At 60.1% G+C, this 15,149-nt stretch carries 16 protein-coding genes; 5 read left to right on the top strand and 11 right to left on the bottom strand.

Going from position 1 to position 15,149, the window contains the following annotated elements:
* Window positions 1-8: 8 nt before the first annotated feature.
* The 11 genes from DYE40_RS00415 to DYE40_RS00465 form a co-directional block, all read right to left on the bottom strand.
* A complete protein-coding gene (locus DYE40_RS00415; protein WP_115307243.1) occupies window positions 9-1,520 on the bottom strand; it encodes an HsdM family class I SAM-dependent methyltransferase in 1,512 nt (503 codons plus the stop codon).
* A 13-nt stretch (window positions 1,521-1,533) separates the two neighbouring features.
* Window positions 1,534-2,328: a thymidylate synthase gene (locus DYE40_RS00420; RefSeq protein ID WP_115307244.1), complete on the bottom strand. Its 795-nt coding sequence runs from the start codon at window positions 2,326-2,328 to the stop codon at window positions 1,534-1,536.
* Window positions 2,329-2,402: 74 nt separating this feature from the next.
* Complete coding sequence (locus tag DYE40_RS00425) at window positions 2,403-2,963, bottom strand: nitroreductase family protein (protein WP_115307245.1); 561 nt, start codon at window positions 2,961-2,963, stop codon at window positions 2,403-2,405.
* A 103-nt stretch (window positions 2,964-3,066) separates the two neighbouring features.
* Window positions 3,067-4,110: a tRNA dihydrouridine(20/20a) synthase DusA gene (gene dusA / locus DYE40_RS00430; protein ID WP_115308215.1), complete on the bottom strand. Its 1,044-nt coding sequence runs from the start codon at window positions 4,108-4,110 to the stop codon at window positions 3,067-3,069.
* A gap of 139 nt (window positions 4,111-4,249) precedes the next feature.
* Window positions 4,250-4,507 carry a putative hemolysin gene (locus DYE40_RS00435; protein WP_115307246.1) on the bottom strand — a complete coding sequence of 86 codons (258 nt, stop codon included), beginning with the start codon at window positions 4,505-4,507 and terminating at the stop codon, window positions 4,250-4,252.
* A 20-nt stretch (window positions 4,508-4,527) separates the two neighbouring features.
* Window positions 4,528-5,247: a tRNA-specific adenosine deaminase gene (locus DYE40_RS00440; RefSeq protein WP_115307247.1), complete on the bottom strand. Its 720-nt coding sequence runs from the start codon at window positions 5,245-5,247 to the stop codon at window positions 4,528-4,530.
* Window positions 5,248-5,306: 59 nt separating this feature from the next.
* Window positions 5,307-6,434 (bottom strand): rod shape-determining protein RodA, encoded by a 1,128-nt coding sequence (rodA, locus tag DYE40_RS00445; RefSeq protein WP_115307248.1) that lies wholly within the window; start codon window positions 6,432-6,434, stop codon window positions 5,307-5,309.
* The gene (gene mrdA / locus DYE40_RS00450; protein ID WP_115307249.1) at window positions 6,431-8,521 is read right to left on the bottom strand and encodes a penicillin-binding protein 2; all 2,091 of its coding nucleotides are present in this window, start codon (window positions 8,519-8,521) and stop codon (window positions 6,431-6,433) included. Before mrdA ends, rodA begins: the two co-directional genes overlap by 4 nt.
* Window positions 8,518-9,021: a rod shape-determining protein MreD gene (mreD, locus tag DYE40_RS00455; protein ID WP_115307250.1), complete on the bottom strand. Its 504-nt coding sequence runs from the start codon at window positions 9,019-9,021 to the stop codon at window positions 8,518-8,520. Before mreD ends, mrdA begins: the two co-directional genes overlap by 4 nt.
* Window positions 9,018-9,908 (bottom strand): rod shape-determining protein MreC, encoded by an 891-nt coding sequence (gene mreC, locus DYE40_RS00460; protein WP_115307251.1) that lies wholly within the window; start codon window positions 9,906-9,908, stop codon window positions 9,018-9,020. The genes mreD and mreC overlap by 4 nt, the downstream gene beginning before the upstream one ends.
* 18 nt (window positions 9,909-9,926) lie before the next feature.
* Complete coding sequence (locus tag DYE40_RS00465; protein WP_115307252.1) at window positions 9,927-10,970, bottom strand: rod shape-determining protein; 1,044 nt, start codon at window positions 10,968-10,970, stop codon at window positions 9,927-9,929.
* Window positions 10,971-11,167: 197 nt separating this feature from the next.
* On the opposite strand from DYE40_RS00465, the gene gatC reads away from it, so the two are divergent.
* From gatC to DYE40_RS00485, 5 genes are all read left to right on the top strand, one after another.
* On the top strand, window positions 11,168-11,458 hold the full coding sequence (gene gatC, locus DYE40_RS00470; protein WP_115307253.1) for an Asp-tRNA(Asn)/Glu-tRNA(Gln) amidotransferase subunit GatC: 291 nt from the start codon (window positions 11,168-11,170) through the stop codon (window positions 11,456-11,458).
* A 93-nt stretch (window positions 11,459-11,551) separates the two neighbouring features.
* A complete protein-coding gene (gene gatA, locus DYE40_RS00475) occupies window positions 11,552-13,003 on the top strand; it encodes an Asp-tRNA(Asn)/Glu-tRNA(Gln) amidotransferase subunit GatA (RefSeq protein ID WP_115307254.1) in 1,452 nt (483 codons plus the stop codon).
* Window positions 13,004-13,112: 109 nt separating this feature from the next.
* Window positions 13,113-13,283 (top strand): hypothetical protein, encoded by a 171-nt coding sequence (locus tag DYE40_RS12455; RefSeq protein WP_172461176.1) that lies wholly within the window; start codon window positions 13,113-13,115, stop codon window positions 13,281-13,283.
* A 66-nt stretch (window positions 13,284-13,349) separates the two neighbouring features.
* Entirely contained in the window at window positions 13,350-14,240 is an 891-nt protein-coding gene (locus tag DYE40_RS00480) for a VirK/YbjX family protein (RefSeq protein WP_115307255.1), read from the top strand.
* Between the two features lie 63 nt (window positions 14,241-14,303).
* Window positions 14,304-15,140, top strand: a complete 837-nt coding sequence (locus DYE40_RS00485; protein WP_115307256.1) for a toxin-antitoxin system YwqK family antitoxin — start codon at window positions 14,304-14,306, stop codon at window positions 15,138-15,140.
* The last annotated feature ends 9 nt before the right edge of the window (window positions 15,141-15,149 follow it).

The raw sequence follows: 15,149 nt of genomic DNA on the forward strand, positions 1-15,149 counted from the left end.
GCTTTCTTTCAAAACAATGTGTGCTTTGTGGCGGACACATATACGGGAAATTCTTTAATCTGTTTGGTAGACACCGATTTGTAGCCGCCCGAGAAGTCTTTTCCTGTGAGACGTATGTAGCGGAAAAAATCAGGCGAGGACAGGGTGTTTGCCAAAAGCCTCTGGTCGCTGTGTTCGTTTTTTGCGGTAATCAGGATGCCGGAATAGACGCAGACTTTTGCTGGCAGTCCGAAAAAGCGTACTTGGTCGTATACCAGTGTACTCAAAACGGTTTTTTCTTTGTCTGCGCTTTGGATGCCCTGGCTGCGGCCGAATTCGTACCATGCGGTTTTATCGTCCAAATCGCGTTTCAGCAGCTCTTCTTTATGGGCGGCGAGGTAGGCGTAACCCAAGGGGAAGCGCTCGGCCAGTTCGCTTTCGGTGTAGGGAACCTGCCTGCCTTTGGCGTTTTTGTAATAGGGGAAGACTATCCGTTCGGCCTCGTCTTGCAGGCTGCCTTTGTAGCGCGATCCTTTGACTATCGGGCGTAAAAGGGCTGTTTCGACGACTGCGCCGTTGAAATCGGCCGTGCCGTCGCCGCGTTCTGCCGCGCGGCCGATAAAAATTTTGTCGCGCAGGGTGGCAAAACCGTATTGGATGTCGAAAAAGTCGCCGAGCCGTGCATTTTTTCCGGCGGCAAGTTCGTGCAGAAAGCGGCTGTTTTCGCTGTCGGACAATGCCCAGCGGCGGCTGTCAAGTGCGGCAAAGGGAATACGGTTGACGGTTTTCAGACGGCCTGCTTCGTATTCGGCGTAATCGAAGCATTCGGCATTTTGCTGCGCGAAATCCATCACGGTAATCGCGGTGTAGGTGGAAAAACCCGCAAACACTTTTTCCGCTTTCATGTCGCACAGTACTTTCAGGCTGCCCTGCTGCTGCAAAAAGGCGCGGAAACGGCGGTAGGATGTGTTGTAGAGAAAGCTGTTGGGGGTAATGAAGCCGAGCCTGCCGTCGGGCTTGAGCATGGCAAACGCCATCTCGAAAAAGGCCAAATACATATCGGTGGTGCCGACGGCGTAACGGAAATGCCGTTTGATAAAGCGGCGGGTGTCTTCCGGCAGGTTGTGGATGCGGATGTAGGGCGGATTGCCGACTACCCAGTCGAACGCCTGACTATGGTTTGCGTAAAGACGCAGGGTATCTCCGTGCGTAATCTGCCATGACACGGACAGGCCGCCGAGGGCTTCGGCAGCCAGCTTGTCCAAGCGTGCGATACATTTGCGCCATGCGGTTTCGTCGGTTTCGATGGCGCAAACGTATTGCGACAGCTCGGTGGCGGTTTGTGCGGCGGGCTGTTTTGCTTCTTGTGCGGCGGCAAGGTAGCGGCGCACGATTTCCGTCAAAAATGCGCCGTCGCCGCAGGCCGGCTCCATTATGGAACGCTGCAACACCGCACGGCCTGTGTAGCCGCAGGCATCCAGAATGGCGCAGACGATGTGCGGCGGGGTGATGACCTGGCCGAGGGTTTTGGCTTTGTTCATACGGATACCGTTTTCAGACGGCCACGGGGGCTTTGATGTGGGGGTGGGGGTCGTAGCCGCTTAGTTCGAAGTCTTCGAATTTGAAGTTGAAAATGTCGGTTACGGCGGGGTTCAGCGTCATTTGCGGCAGGGGGCGCGGTTCGCGGGCAAGTTGCAGATGCGCCTGTTCGATGTGGTTGCCGTACAGGTGTGCGTCGCCGAGGGTGTGGATAAATTCGCCGGGCTGCAAACCGCACACCTGCGCCACCATCATGGTGAGCAGCGCGTAGCCGGCGATGTTGAAGGGCACGCCGAGGAAGATGTCGGCGCTGCGCTGGTAGAGCTGGCAGGAGAGTTTGCCGCCGGCAACGTAAAACTGAAACAGGGCGTGGCAGGGGGGCAGTGCCATTTCGTCAACGAGGGCGGGGTTCCAGGCGGAAACAATCAGGCGGCGGCTGTCGGGGTTGCGTTTGATTTGTTCCACAACGTTGGCAATTTGGTCGATGTGGCGGCCGTCGGGGGCGGGCCACGAACGCCATTGGTAGCCGTAAACGGGGCCGAGGTCGCCGTTTTCGTCGGCCCATTCGTCCCAGATGCTGACGTTGTTGTCGTGCAGGTATTTGATGTTGGTGTCGCCGCGCAGAAACCATAAAAGTTCGTGGATGATGGAACGCAGGTGCAGCTTTTTGGTGGTAACGAGGGGGAAGCCTTGTTGCAGGTCGAAACGCATTTGGTGGCCGAAAACGGAGCGGGTGCCGGTGCCGGTGCGGTCGGATTTGTCGGTGCCGGTGTCGAGGACGCGGCGCATGAGGTCGAGATATTGGCGCATGGGGATTCCTGTTTGTGTGTTCGGAGGCCGTCTGAAAACGGGATTTTGTTTTTCAGACGGCCTTCTGCTGTGGTTTACCAATAGGTAACGAATGGTTCCAAATCGGTGTTTTTTTCTTCTTTGGGGAAGGCGTGCTGTGCGGTGCCGACCATGATGAAGCCGATGATTTTGTCTTTTTCGCCGCAGCCCATTTCCTGACGCAGGACGGGGCTGCCGCACCACAGGCCGGTAATCCAGACGTTGTCGTAGCCCAGGGCGTTGGTGGCAAGCTGTATGGCGTAGGCGGCCGCGCCCGCGCTGAGCATTTGCTCCCATTCGGGTTTGGGCTTTTGTGCGGCGGTGGCGGGTTTGGCGATGACGGCGATGGCCATGGGGGCGAAGTCGGCGACTTTTCCGGCTTTGGCCATGCTCTCGCTGCCGAGCTTCATTTGTACGACGGTGTCTTCAAGGGCGCGGCGGAAGCGGGCTTTGGCTGCGCTGCCGTGTATGACGACGAAACGCCACGGGGTCAGGCCGCCGTGGTCGGGAACTTGGGTGGCGCATTGGAAAACGGTTTCCAGCTCGAGTTCGTCGGGTGCGGGTTCGGTCAGCTCGCGTACGGAGCGGCGGGTGGAGAGGAGGTCGAGTGCGTCCATGGGGACTGTCCTTTCGGGTTGGCGGCCGCAGTTGTTTTCAGACGGCCTGGTCGGGAAAGCGGTGCGGCGGCATGAAGGCCGCCTGAAAAGGTGTTCAGACGGCCTAGTCGGGGCGGGAAGGCGGATTGGATGCGTTGGCTTTTTCCACTTCTTCCCAGGCGCGCAGGATTAGGGCGGGGTCGTTGTCTTTGAGCAGCTCTGCTTCGGAGAGCATCCGCCGCCACTGGCGTGCGCCGTTGAGGCCGTGCATCAGGCCGAGGCAGTGGCGTGTGATGTGGCGCAGGATGCTGCCGCGTCCCGAAGCAAGCTGCGCGGCGGCGTAGTCTTTCAGACGGCCTGCCAGCTCGGCGTAATCCGCAGGATCGTGCGTGTCGCCGTAAAACAGCCGGTCCCAGTCGCGCATGATCATCGGGTTGTGGTAGCACTCGCGGCCTATCATTACGCCGTCTACATATTCCAGATGCGCGGCGGCTTCGGCATTGGTTTTCACGCCGCCGTTGAGGATGATTTCCAGCGCGGGAAATTCGTGTTTGAGACGATAGACATAATCGTATTTCAGCGGCGGAACTTCGCGGTTTTCCTTGGGTGAGAGGCCGTCCAGCCAGGCGTTGCGGGCATGGACGATGTAGGTGGTGCAGGTGGTTTTTCCGGCGAGCGTGCCGACAAAATCGGCCAGGGTGTGGTATTCGGTTTGCCGGTCCACGCCGATGCGGTGTTTGACTGTAATGTCGCAGCCGGGGGCGGCATCCTGCATGGCGTTGAGGCAGTCGGCCACCAGCGGCACTTCGTTCATCAGGCATGCGCCGAACGCGCCTTTCTGCACGCGCGGGCTGGGGCAGCCGCAGTTGAGGTTGATTTCGTCGTAGCCGTATGCCGCCGCTTTGGCCGCCGCCTGTGCCAACAGGGCGGGATCGCTGCCGCCCAGTTGCAGGGCGACGGGGTTTTCGCAGTCGTTTTTCAGCAGGAAGCGGTCCGCATCGCCGTATACCACTGCGCCGGCATTGACCATTTCGGTGTAAAGCAGGGCATGGCGGCTGATTTGGCGGGCGAGAAAACGGAAGTGCCGGTCGGTCCAGTCAAGCATGGGGGCGACGGAAAGGCGGCGGGGAAAGGGTTTGTTTTTGATTGTTTTTTTTGTGTCTGGCATGGTCGGATTCGTTTGGGCGGGGCGGGCGGATTGTACAGAAAGCACGGCGGTTAGTAAAAAGGCGCGGGCTCTGCGCCGCAGGGGCTGCAATAAGGCCGTCTGAAAAGTTTTCAGACGGCCTTTTCTTTAAATATCGGGCTTATTCTTTGTGGTTTTGGCGGTAGTAGTCCCATTCGTCCACAACGCTGCCGTCGGGCAGGCGGCACATGCCGTATTCGTTGCCTTCTTTGTCTTTGCGGATTTCGCTTTTGCCGCCTTGTTCTACGCAGTATACGGATGCGGGGTTGGCCATGCCGACGGCGGTGCTTTCCGGCTGTGCGGCGGGTTGGTCTGCTGTGGAGCAGGCGGACAGGACGGCTGCGGCGGCCAGGGCGGACAGGGTGTGGATGGTTTTCATGTTTGGGCTTTCTGTTGGTGTCAGGTTGTACGGCGCAGGCGGAAGAATGTTTGCAGTATTTCGCGGGATTCGTCTGCGAGTATGCCGCCGAATACGGCGGTGTGGGCATTCAGGCGGTGGTCGGCAAAGAGGTTGCATACGCTGCCTGCCGCACCGCTTTTGGGTTCGGCGGCGGCGAAGATAACACGTTTTATGCGTGCCTGCATCAGGGCGGAGGCACACATGGAACAGGGTTCGAGTGTGATGTAGGCATCGCAGCCGTCGAGGCGCATGCTGCCGAGGCGTTGGCCGGCCGCCGTGAGGGCGAGGATTTCGGCGTGGGCGGCGACGCTGTGTTGTGCGATGCAGGCGTTGTGCGCGGCGGCGAGGATGGTGCCGTGGCGGACGATGACTGCGCCGACGGGTACTTCGCCTGCGGCGGCTGCCTGCCGGGCTTCTTGCAGTGCGGCGGCCATGAATTGACGGGCTTCGCATTCGGGCGGCGGCAGGTCGGCGGGGGGGTGTTTTTTGAGTGCGTCGAGCAGGGCGGCTTTGTGTTCGGCGGTGAGCTCGTACACGGTGATGCCTGCTTCGGCGGCGGCAAGCTGCCAGAGGATGCTGCGGGTGAGGGTGTGGCCGGAGGCTTTGAGCAGGAGGAAGGTTTTGACCGCGCCGGTTTGGCGCAGGTGGCGGTGTGTGCCGATGCCGAGTGTGTGCAGGGCGCGGAGGACGGAGGGGGCGAAGGGCGGGGTGGTGAGCATGGTGTGCCGTGCGTTTTTCAGACGGCCTGCGGGGTGTTGCAGGCCGTCTGAAAAGGGGGTTAGCGGTTGTTCAGACGGCCTTTTGCGTCTTTTTTCTGGTTGGCGATGCCCATGAGGAGGGCGAGGATGGTCATGATGGACAGGGTGGCGGTGCCGCCGTAGCTGACGAGCGGGAGAGGTACGCCGACGACGGGCAGGATGCCGCTGACCATGCCCATGTTGACGAAGGCGTAGCAGAAGAAGGTCATGGTGAGCGCGCCGGCCAGGGTGCGGCTGTACAGGTTTGGTGCTTGGGCGGAGATGTAGAGGCCGCGTGCAAGGATGATGAGGTAGACGGCCAGAAGGAGGAGGTTGCCGGTGAGGCCGAATTCTTCGCCGTAAACGGCGAAGATGAAGTCGGTGGTGGATTCGGGGATGTAGTCGAGGTGGGTTTGGGTGCCGTTGAGCCAGCCTTTGCCCCAGATGCCGCCGGAGCCGATGGCAATCATGGACTGGATGATGTGGTAGCCGTCGCCGAGGGGGTCTTTGGCGGGGTCGAGCAGGGTGAGGACGCGGGTTTTCTGGTAGTCGTGCATGACGTAGTTCCACATCAGGGGCAGGGCGGCAACGGCGGCGGCGAAGGCGGCAAGAATGACTTTCCACGGCAGGCCGGCAAAAAATATGACGAAGAGGCCGGAGGCCATGATGAGGGTGGCGGTGCCGAGGTCAGGCTGTTTGAGGATGAGGAAGACGGGAATGGCGACGATGACGGCGGCAACAAGGTAATGGTGCCAGCGCAGGCTGCCGCTGTGGCGTTGCAGATACCAGGCCACCATCATGGGCAGGGCGATTTTCATGATTTCGGAGGGCTGGATGCGGATGCCGAGGTTGAGCCAGCGGGTGGAGCCGTTTACGGTAATGCCGAAGAAGTGTACGCCCAGCAGCATGAGTATGCCGAGCAGGTAGGCGGGCGGGGCGAATTTGGCGAGGGTTTGCGGTTTGATGCGGGCAACCAGCCAGATAATGGCAAAACCGAGGATGGTGTGCATGGTTTTGCTTTTGAGGCGGCCGATGTCCTGCCCGTCGGCGGAGTAGAGCAGGAAGAGGCTCATGGTGTAGATGATGAGCATGGCGTAGAAGAGCCAGGGGTCGACGGGCTGCCAGATCAGGCGTTTGGCTTTGGCGATGATGTTTTCGTGTTGCTTCATGGCGCGGACTCGGGCGGTGTGGCTGCGGAGGCGGGGAGGCCGTCTGAAACGGGGGCGGCGGAGGATGCTGCCGCAGGGTATGGGGTGCGGAAGGCGCGGGTAACGGGGTTTTCAGACGGCCTCTGTACCGCGCCGCCGGCGAGCAGGGGGTTGGCGACGGTGGTTTTGCCGCTGTTGTCGACGGGGATTTCGCGGTCGCTGCCGGCTTTGAGGGTAAGCAGGTAGTAGTCGGACAGGGCGCGGGCAAGGGGGGCAGCGTTTGCGCCCCAGCCGCCGTTTTCAAGGATGACGGCGATGGCGATTTTGGGTTTGTCCAGCGGTGCGAAGGCGATAAACCAGGCGTGGTCGCGGTGCTGCACGGCAAGGGCGGCGGCATTGTAGGATTTGCCTTGCGCGATTTGGACGACTTGGGCGGTGCCTGTTTTGCCGCCCATGCTGTATTTGAGTCCCACACCGACTTTGCGGGCGGTGCCGCCCGGTTGCAGGACTTTGGCCATGGCAGCTTTGATGTAGTTGAAGTTGGCCTGTTTGAACGGCAGGGTGCGGACGGGTTTGGGGTCGATGAGGGTAATCTGCCGTTTGTTGTGGTCGATCAGTTCTTTGACGAGGTGGGGGCGGTACACCGTGCCGTTGTTGGCGAGGATGGCGGTGGCGTGCGCCATTTGCAGAGGGGTGTAGGCGTTGTAGCCCTGGCCTATGCTGATGGGCACCATCTCGGCGATGTTCCATTTGCGCCGTGCGGCCGGAAGCTTGGCAAAACGTTTTTCTTTCCACTCGGGAGAAGGCAGCACGCCTCTGTATTCGTGCGGCAGGTCGATGCCGGTTTGCTGGCCGAGGCCGAATTGGGACAGATAGGGCAGGGCTTTTTCTATACCTGTTTCAAAACCCAGCCGGTAGAAGAAGGTGTCGGAGGAAACCTGTATCGCTTTCATCAGGTTGGCCGAGCCGTGGCCGCTGCGTACGGAGTCGCGGAACATGTGTTTGCTGCCGGGAATGCTCCACGCGCCGGGAGCGGGGACGACGGTGTACGGGCCGATTTTGCCGCTTTCGAGCAGGGTCATGCCCATAAAGGGTTTGAAGGTGGAACCGGGCGGGTAGAGGCCCTGCGTTACGCGGTTGATCATCGGCTTCTGCCAGTTTTCGTTAAGGGCTTTCCAACTTTCGCTGTCGATGCCGTCGATAAACATATTGGGATCGAAAGAAGGGTTGGACACGAAGGCCAGTACGCCGCCTGTTTGCGGGTCGATGGCCACCATTGCGCCGCGTTTGCCCTTCATCAGGCGCATGGCGTACTGTTGCAGGCGGATGTCCATTGCCAGCTTGAGGGTTTGGCCGTTTTGCGGCGGCACGGTTTTGATGGTGCGGATGATGTTGCCGTATGCGTCTTTTTCCACTTCGCGGTAGCCCGGGGTGCCGAGCAGCTGGCGTTCGTAATAGCTTTCCAGACCGGACTTGCCGATGTGGGTGCTGCCCCGGTAGAGGGAAGTGAGCTTTTCTTCGCTCAGCCGTGCCTGGTCTTTGTCGCTGATGCGGCCGATATAGCCGAGAAAGTGGGCGGTTTGTTCGCCGTAGGGGTATTCGCGGAAGGTGCGGGCGTTGATTTCCACGCCGGGAAGGCGGTAGAGACGGGCGGCAATCAGGGCGGCTTCGTCGGGCGTGAGTTTCAGTTTCAGCGGGACTTTTTCGTAGGAGCGGTATTCCGCACGGAATTTTTTGAAACGTTTGAGGTCGGTTTCGGTGATGTCGGCCAGCTTTTGCAGCTCGGCAACGGTGTCCTCCAGCTTGCCTTCGATGCGGCCGGGGATGATTTCGAGGGAATAGGCGGGATAATTGTGTGCCAGCACCACGCCGTTGATGTCGGTAATTTCGCCGCGTATCGGGGGAGTGGGGATCAGGGAGATGCGGTTGGATGCGGCCTGGGCGGTAAATTCGCTGTGTTTGTGGATTTGCAGATAGGCAAAACGCGCCGCCAGTATGCTGAACAGGGCGACGATAAAGACGAAGGCGGCAAACAGGCGGATGCGGAAATCGCGCTGGATGGAGGCGTTGTCGCTGCGCGAAGCGGGGTAGGGACGGTATTTCTTCATCGGCGGCGGCGGGAAAAATGGAGGGCGGCCAGCATCAGTTTGTTCAGCATCGGCCAGGCCAGTGCGCCGACTACGGGGGCGATCAGGCCGCTCAAACCAATCAGGCGGTGTTCGGTAATCAGGTTGATCAGGAGGATAATCAGGCGGCCGGCCAAGAGGGCGGTAAATACGGCCAGCGATTGGAAGGCATAGCTTTGCAGAACGATGATGCGCTGGTAACGCTGCATGAAAAACACCATCGGCATATAGGCCAGCGCGTGCTGGCCGAGCGGCGCGGCAATGCCGATGTCGATCAGCAGGCCGCAGGCGAAGGCGGCAAATACGCCGACCCACTGCGGGCGGTTGAGCGACCAGTAAAGCAGGGTAAGGGCGGTGGCTTCCGGCAGCCAGAAAGACAGGTGTGCGGGAAAGGGAATCAGGTCAAACAGCAGTGCCGCAGCGAATGTGGCGGCAACCAGGCGTTTGGGAATCCGGTTGTGGAAGTCGTCGAAATCGGTCATGGGCGTTTTTCGGAGGGAGGCGCGGGAGCCGCTTCGGAGGCCGTCTGAACGGGGGGCGGATCGGTTTGCGGCAGTACCAGGACGTGTTTGCTGCTGTGTACGGCGGCGGGCAGGGAGAGTGCGGTGCGGTAATACGGTGTGCCGGAGGAACGTTCGGCCTGCTCGACGCGGGCAACGGGGATGCCGGCCGGATAAACGGAATCCATGCCGGAAGTTACCAGCAAATCGCCCGGCTGCAAGTCGGCATCAACGGGGAAATAGCGCAGGATGACCCTGTTGCCGTCGCCGTACAGCAGGCTGCGTACTCCGGTGCGTTCCACCATAACGGGTACGACCGATTGGGCGTTGGTCAGCACGGTCAGCTCGGAAACAAAGGGATGGACGGCGGTAAGCTGGCCGATCAGGCCGTTGCCGTCAACCGCAGGATCACCCGCCCTGAGGCCGTCTTTGCTGCCTTTGTCCAGCAGCAGTTTGTCGGACAGGGGGTTTTTGCCGTTGGAAACGATTTGCGCCGCCGTGCCGCCGGTGAGTGCCTGCATTTTCAGGCCGTTGAGCCGTTTGAGTTCGCCCAGTTCGCGTTCGGCCGCCGCTCCCTGCCGCAGCATTACCGCAAGTTTAAGGTTTTGCGCCTGCAATTCGCGGTTGGCGGCAATCAGCGACTGCTGGGTGTGCAGGAAAGTGCTGCCGTATTCGTATAATTCCACCGGTTTGTCGGCCAGCCACTGCAAGGGTTTCAAACTGGCGGACAGATAGGATTTCGCCTGCTGCACGGCGGCATAGCGTCCGTCCAGCACCATCAGCGCGACGGAGGCAAGCGACAACACAATCAGCCGGTTGGCGGAACGGTTGCGGATGCGGCTGCGGGCGAAACTCAGGGGACGGGACATGGCGTGCGGCAGACGGGTTTACGGGTTGGCGACAAAGATGGAGTTCATGCGGCCTATCAGATCGAGTGCGCGCCCCGTGCCGCGTGCCACGCAGGTCAGCGGGTCTTCGGCAATCATCACCGGCAGGCCGGTTTCTTCCGCCAGCAGGCGGTCGAGGCCTTTGAGCAGTGCGCCGCCGCCGGTCAGCACCAGGCCGCGTTCGGCGATGTCCGCGCCCAGTTCGGGCGGGGTTTGTTCCAGTGCGGTTTTGACGGATTGGACGATTTGGTTGACAGGCTCGGTAATGGCTTCGAGCACTTCGTTGGAGGAGATGGTAAACGAACGCGGGATGCCCTCGGCGACGTTGTGGCCTTTGACTTCGATTTCCTTCACTTCCATGCCCGGGAAGGCGGTGCCGATGTCTTTTTTGATACTTTCGGCTGTGGCTTCGCCGATCAGCATACCGTAGTTGCGGCGCACATAATTGATGATGGCTTCGTCGAAAGCATCGCCGCCGACGCGCACGGAATGCGAGTAGACCACGCCGGAGAGCGACATCACGCCTACTTCGGTGGTGCCGCCGCCGATGTCCACCACCATCGAGCCTGTCGGCTCTTCAATCGGCAGACCCGCGCCTATGGCGGCAGCCATGGGTTCTTCAATCAGGTAAACCGCCGATGCGCCGGCTTCTTCGGCCGAATCGCGGATGGCGCGGCGTTCCACCTGGGTCGAGCCGCAGGGCACGCAGATGACGACGCGCGGCGTGGCGGCAAAACGGCTGTTGGTTACCTTTTTGATGAAGTTTTTCAGCATTTTTTCGGTTACGTCAAAATCGGCAATCACACCGTCTTTCATCGGGCGGATGGCCTGGATGCTGCCCGGCGTGCGTCCCAGCATTTTTTTCGCATCCGTACCCACGGCCAGCACCGCGCTGCGGCCGGTATTCGGATCGACCTGCATGGCCACTACCGAAGGCTCGTCCAGAACAATGCCCTTGGATTTGGTGTAAATCAGCGTATTGGCCGTGCCCAAGTCGATGGCAAGGTCGTTGGAGAAATAACGGGTAATGAAGCGGGGGAGCATAAGGGTTTCCTGAACTAAAACTGTGTGGACATAATAAGTTTTCAGACGGCCTCAAAGTGCAGCATCAGGCCGTCTGAATTAAAGGGAACTTCGATAACAGGGGCGGGGTTTGGGTTATAATTTCGCGCCTGTGTGTACAAAACGCGCTATCATACCCTAAATTGACATTATTGCTAATTATCTTTAAGGAAATTTTCATGTCCCTCACCCGTGCCGACGTAGAAAAAATCGCCCGCCTCGCGCGCCTGAAACTCGACGAAAACGAACAGGCCGCCATGCTCGGGGAACTCAACAGCGTGTTTGCGATGGTGGAAAAAATGTGCGGCACCGACACCGGAGGCATCGAGCCGATGACCCACCCGCACGATCTCGCCCTGCGCCTGCGTGAAGACAGGATTACCGAAACCGACCATGCCGCCGAATACCAGGCCTGTGCGCCGGAAGTGCGCAACCGGCTGTATATCGTGCCGCAGGTGATTGAGGAGTGAGGCTGTCCGCAGGAAACTTACAAATTCACACGAATACGCAAAAAACAGTTTCAGGCCGGCCCAGCCTTTTGTTGAAAAATCAGAAAGAAAACCATGTCCGTACCCTACACCCTCAAACAAGCCTCCGAATTATTGCAATCCAAACAAATCTCCGCCCTCGAACTCGCCGGCGAATACCTCAAAGCCATCGCCGAACGCAATCCCGCGCTCAATGCCTACATCACCCTCGATGAAGAAAAAACCCGCGCCGAAGCCCGCGCCGCAGACGCGCGTATCGCCGCAGGCAATGCCGCCCCCCTCGCCGGCGTTCCCATAGCCTACAAAGACATCTTCTGCCAAACCGGCTGGCGCAGCGCGTGTGCCAGCAAAATGCTCGACAACTTCGTTTCCCCCTACACCGCCACCGTCGTGCAAAACCTGCTGGACGAAGGCATGGTAACGCTCGGCCGCGTCAATATGGACGAATTTGCCATGGGCTCGTGCAACGAAAACTCCTACTACGGCGCAAGCCGCAATCCCTGGAACACCGCCCGTGTACCCGGCGGCTCCTCCGGCGGCTCCGCCGCAGCCGTTGCCGCCCGTCTCGCTCCCGTCGCACTCGGCTCCGACACCGGCGGCTCCATCCGCCAGCCCGCCTCACATTGCGGCATCACCGGCCTCAAACCCACCTACGGCATTGTTTCCCGTTTCGGCATGATTGCCTATGCATCCAGCCTCGACCAGGCCGGCCCTATGGCGCAAACCGCCGAAGACTGCGCCATCCTGCTCAACGCGATGGCCGGCTTTGACGAACGCGACTCCACCAGCCTCGAACGCGCCAAAGAAGACTACACCCGCGATTTGGACACACCCCTCAAAGGCCTGCGCATCGGCCTGCCCAAAGAATACTTTGCCGAAGGCATGAGCGCGGACGTACAGAAAACCGTGCAGGCCGCTATCGGCCTGTTCCAGGCGCAAGGCGCGCAGATGGTGGAAGTGAGCCTGCCGCAAACCGGCCTCTCCATCCCCGCCTACTACGTCATCGCCTCCGCCGAAGCCAGCACCAACCTCTCCCGCTACGACGGCGTGCGCTACGGCCACCGCGCCGCAGAATTTGCCAACCTCGACGAAATGTACGGCAAAAGCCGCGCCGAAGGCTTAGGCAGCGAAGTCAAACGCCGCATCATGATTGGTACCTATGTATTGAGCCACGGCTACTACGACGCTTATTACCTCAAAGCGCAAAAGCTGCGCCGCCTCGTCGCCGATGATTTTCAGACGGCCTTTAAAGAGTGCGATTTCATCCTTGCCCCCGCCGCCCCCACCGCCGCCCCCCTTATCGGCAGCAGCAGCGATCCCGTGCAAACCTACCTGTCCGACATCTACACCATTGCCGCCAACCTCGCCGGCCTGCCCGCCCTCAGCCTGCCCGCAGGTTTTTCTTCAGACGGCCTGCCCGTGGGCATACAACTCATCGGCAACCATTTCTCCGAAGCCCGCCTGCTCGGTGCCGCCCACCAAATCCAGCTTGCAAGCGACTGGCACACCAAAGCCCCTGCGCTGTGAAGGCAGCGGGAAAGGCCGTCTGAAAACGTTTTGTACAGATTTTCAGACGGCCTCCAACAATACATAGAATCTGCTTCCCTGCCACGCACGCGGCTTTAAAGCAAACAGCGTGAATCTTGTAAAAACGTACTTCCGTCAGTTTGCACCGCCCAAACCCGTCCCCCAAAAGATTCCCGCCTGTGCGGGAATGACGGAAGCACACTTTCAGACGGCCTGTGGGGATGTGCGGCTCTGCCGCGCACCCGCCTGCAAAACCAAGCCCGCGCCGGAAGCCGTATAAAGGCGGGCAGCCCCTTTTTTCAGACGGCCTCCCCAAAAGCCGATACGCGCACAAACAACACCAATTATGTCCAGCCCTTTCGTTTTCCCCGACTACCGCGCCGTGTACAACTTCGCGCCCAAATACCGCAGCCAGCATGGCAAATTCGCCCTGCGCGTATGGCTGCACCGCCGCCAAATCCGCGCGTTTGAAGCCTTTGCCAACAGCAATCCCGCCTATCGGGCATTGTTTGCCAAACGGCCGCAGGATGCCTATCCGCTGCTGCACGCCTTTATCGACAAGCGTTTCGGCGCACGCGAGCGGCTGGCGGCCATGCAGTACGACATTGCCGCCGCCTGCCGCCTGTTTCCCGCCGACACGCTGGCCAAACTCGACACACCGGACACACCCGTAACGCTTGCCCTCCTTTCAGACGGCCTTTCTATCGTCCTCAACCGCAACGGAATCTGTTCCGACGAAGGCCTGTGGGCAGTTACGCTGACCGACGGCACGGGCAGCCGCCTGTACAACGCCACTTTCGCGCTGCTGCCCGCAGGCTTGGCGGCCGCATCGGTGCAGGGGCCCTCAGGCGGGGAAGCCAAAGACACCGTGCGCCGCCTGACCAAGCAGCTCCACGGCCTGCGCCCGCAGCAGCTGATGGCCGCCGTGATCCAATACCTGGCCGCCGCCCTCGGCCTGGATGCGCTGGGCATCGCCCACGACTGCCAGGTCAAGCTGCGCTGGAAGCTGAAAAAGCGCGTGAAAATGAACTACGACCAATACTGGCAGGAATCCGCCGCCGTGCTGGGCGGCGACGGCTACTGGCACCTTCCCGCCGCGCCGCCGCGCAAAGATTTGGCGGAAATCGAAAGCAAAAAACGCTCCATGTACCGCAAGCGTTACCAAATGTTCGACGATCTCGAAGCAGCGGTAAACACACATTTCAGACGGCCGGAACACCCCGCCGCCGCCGTTTGAACCGCCCCTTGCCGCCGTGTCCGCAGATTGGAACGGCACCTTGTATGATGAAAGGAACCCACTATGGCCAAACCGTCTCCGACCCTGCTCCTGCCCGCCGCCGCCCTTGCCCTGATTTGGGCGCAGCCTGCCGCCGCCTGCAACCCGCAAGACAGCAACTACCACGCCTGCGTTTATCACAACCACATCCTGCCGCAACAACAGCAGATGCAGCAGCAACAGCAACAACAGCGGCAGAAACCGCCCGTTGTCGATCCCCGTTCCCTCCAATGCGCTCCGCGCCAAGACGGCGGCAGAAACTGCGGCTACTACTGGAAGCACAACGGCCAACCGGATTACGAATACGGCGAAAACGCGGCGGGACAATTCGACGGCGTGTTCAAACGCTACCACGCCAACGGCCGCCTGCGCGAAATATCCCGCTACCGCAACGGCAAACAGGAAGGCGAAATGCGCACCTTCTACGAAAACGGCCAGCTCCAAACCTCCCGCTTTTACCAAAACGACAAAGAACACGGCCCCTACAAAGGCTGGCACGAAAACGGCAAACCGATGTTTTCCACAGCCAACTGCCAAGGCAGGCCGTGCGCTCCCGAGCTGCAATACGACGAACAGGGCCGGCTGACAGCCCGCAAAGAGTTCACCCCCAGCGGCGGCTTCAAACGCTATCTGAGACTTGACGAACAGGGCAGGCCGCACGGCGAAGAAGTCGTCGGCCTGTACCGCAACGGCGAAACCGTTACCGACAAAGACGGCTACACAATGACCGACTACACCGTCCAATGGAAACACGGCGTGAAAGACGGCGACGAAATCCACTACAAAGACCGCCCAAAAAGAGGCAAGCAGCGCGTGGATTATGTGATTAAGTGGAAAGACGGCCGGCAGGTATCGCGCTAATTCAAAAAA

It is taken from the genome of Kingella potus (assembly GCF_900451175.1).
GTDB classification, from domain to species: Bacteria; Pseudomonadota; Gammaproteobacteria; order Burkholderiales; family Neisseriaceae; genus Neisseria; species Neisseria potus.

Excerpts from the sequence above, each read along its gene's own strand:
- rodA (WP_115307248.1), bottom strand. The coding sequence starts at position 6,434 with ATGAAGCAACACGAAAACATCATCGCCAAAGCCAAACGCCTGATCTGG.
- DYE40_RS00465 (WP_115307252.1), bottom strand. The coding sequence starts at position 10,970 with ATGCTCCCCCGCTTCATTACCCGTTATTTCTCCAACGACCTTGCCATC.
- mrdA (WP_115307249.1), bottom strand. The coding sequence starts at position 8,521 with ATGAAGAAATACCGTCCCTACCCCGCTTCGCGCAGCGACAACGCCTCC.
- mreD (WP_115307250.1), bottom strand. The coding sequence starts at position 9,021 with ATGACCGATTTCGACGACTTCCACAACCGGATTCCCAAACGCCTGGTT.
- DYE40_RS00480 (WP_115307255.1), top strand. The coding sequence starts at position 13,350 with ATGTCCAGCCCTTTCGTTTTCCCCGACTACCGCGCCGTGTACAACTTC.
- DYE40_RS00425 (WP_115307245.1), bottom strand. The coding sequence starts at position 2,963 with ATGGACGCACTCGACCTCCTCTCCACCCGCCGCTCCGTACGCGAGCTG.
- gatA (WP_115307254.1), top strand. The coding sequence starts at position 11,552 with ATGTCCGTACCCTACACCCTCAAACAAGCCTCCGAATTATTGCAATCC.
- DYE40_RS00440 (WP_115307247.1), bottom strand. The coding sequence starts at position 5,247 with ATGCTCACCACCCCGCCCTTCGCCCCCTCCGTCCTCCGCGCCCTGCAC.
- DYE40_RS00485 (WP_115307256.1), top strand. The coding sequence starts at position 14,304 with ATGGCCAAACCGTCTCCGACCCTGCTCCTGCCCGCCGCCGCCCTTGCC.
- DYE40_RS00420 (WP_115307244.1), bottom strand. The coding sequence starts at position 2,328 with ATGCGCCAATATCTCGACCTCATGCGCCGCGTCCTCGACACCGGCACC.
- DYE40_RS00415 (WP_115307243.1), bottom strand. The coding sequence starts at position 1,520 with ATGAACAAAGCCAAAACCCTCGGCCAGGTCATCACCCCGCCGCACATC.
- mreC (WP_115307251.1), bottom strand. The coding sequence starts at position 9,908 with ATGTCCCGTCCCCTGAGTTTCGCCCGCAGCCGCATCCGCAACCGTTCC.
- DYE40_RS00435 (WP_115307246.1), bottom strand. The coding sequence starts at position 4,507 with ATGAAAACCATCCACACCCTGTCCGCCCTGGCCGCCGCAGCCGTCCTG.
- gatC (WP_115307253.1), top strand. The coding sequence starts at position 11,168 with ATGTCCCTCACCCGTGCCGACGTAGAAAAAATCGCCCGCCTCGCGCGC.
- dusA (WP_115308215.1), bottom strand. The coding sequence starts at position 4,110 with ATGCCAGACACAAAAAAAACAATCAAAAACAAACCCTTTCCCCGCCGC.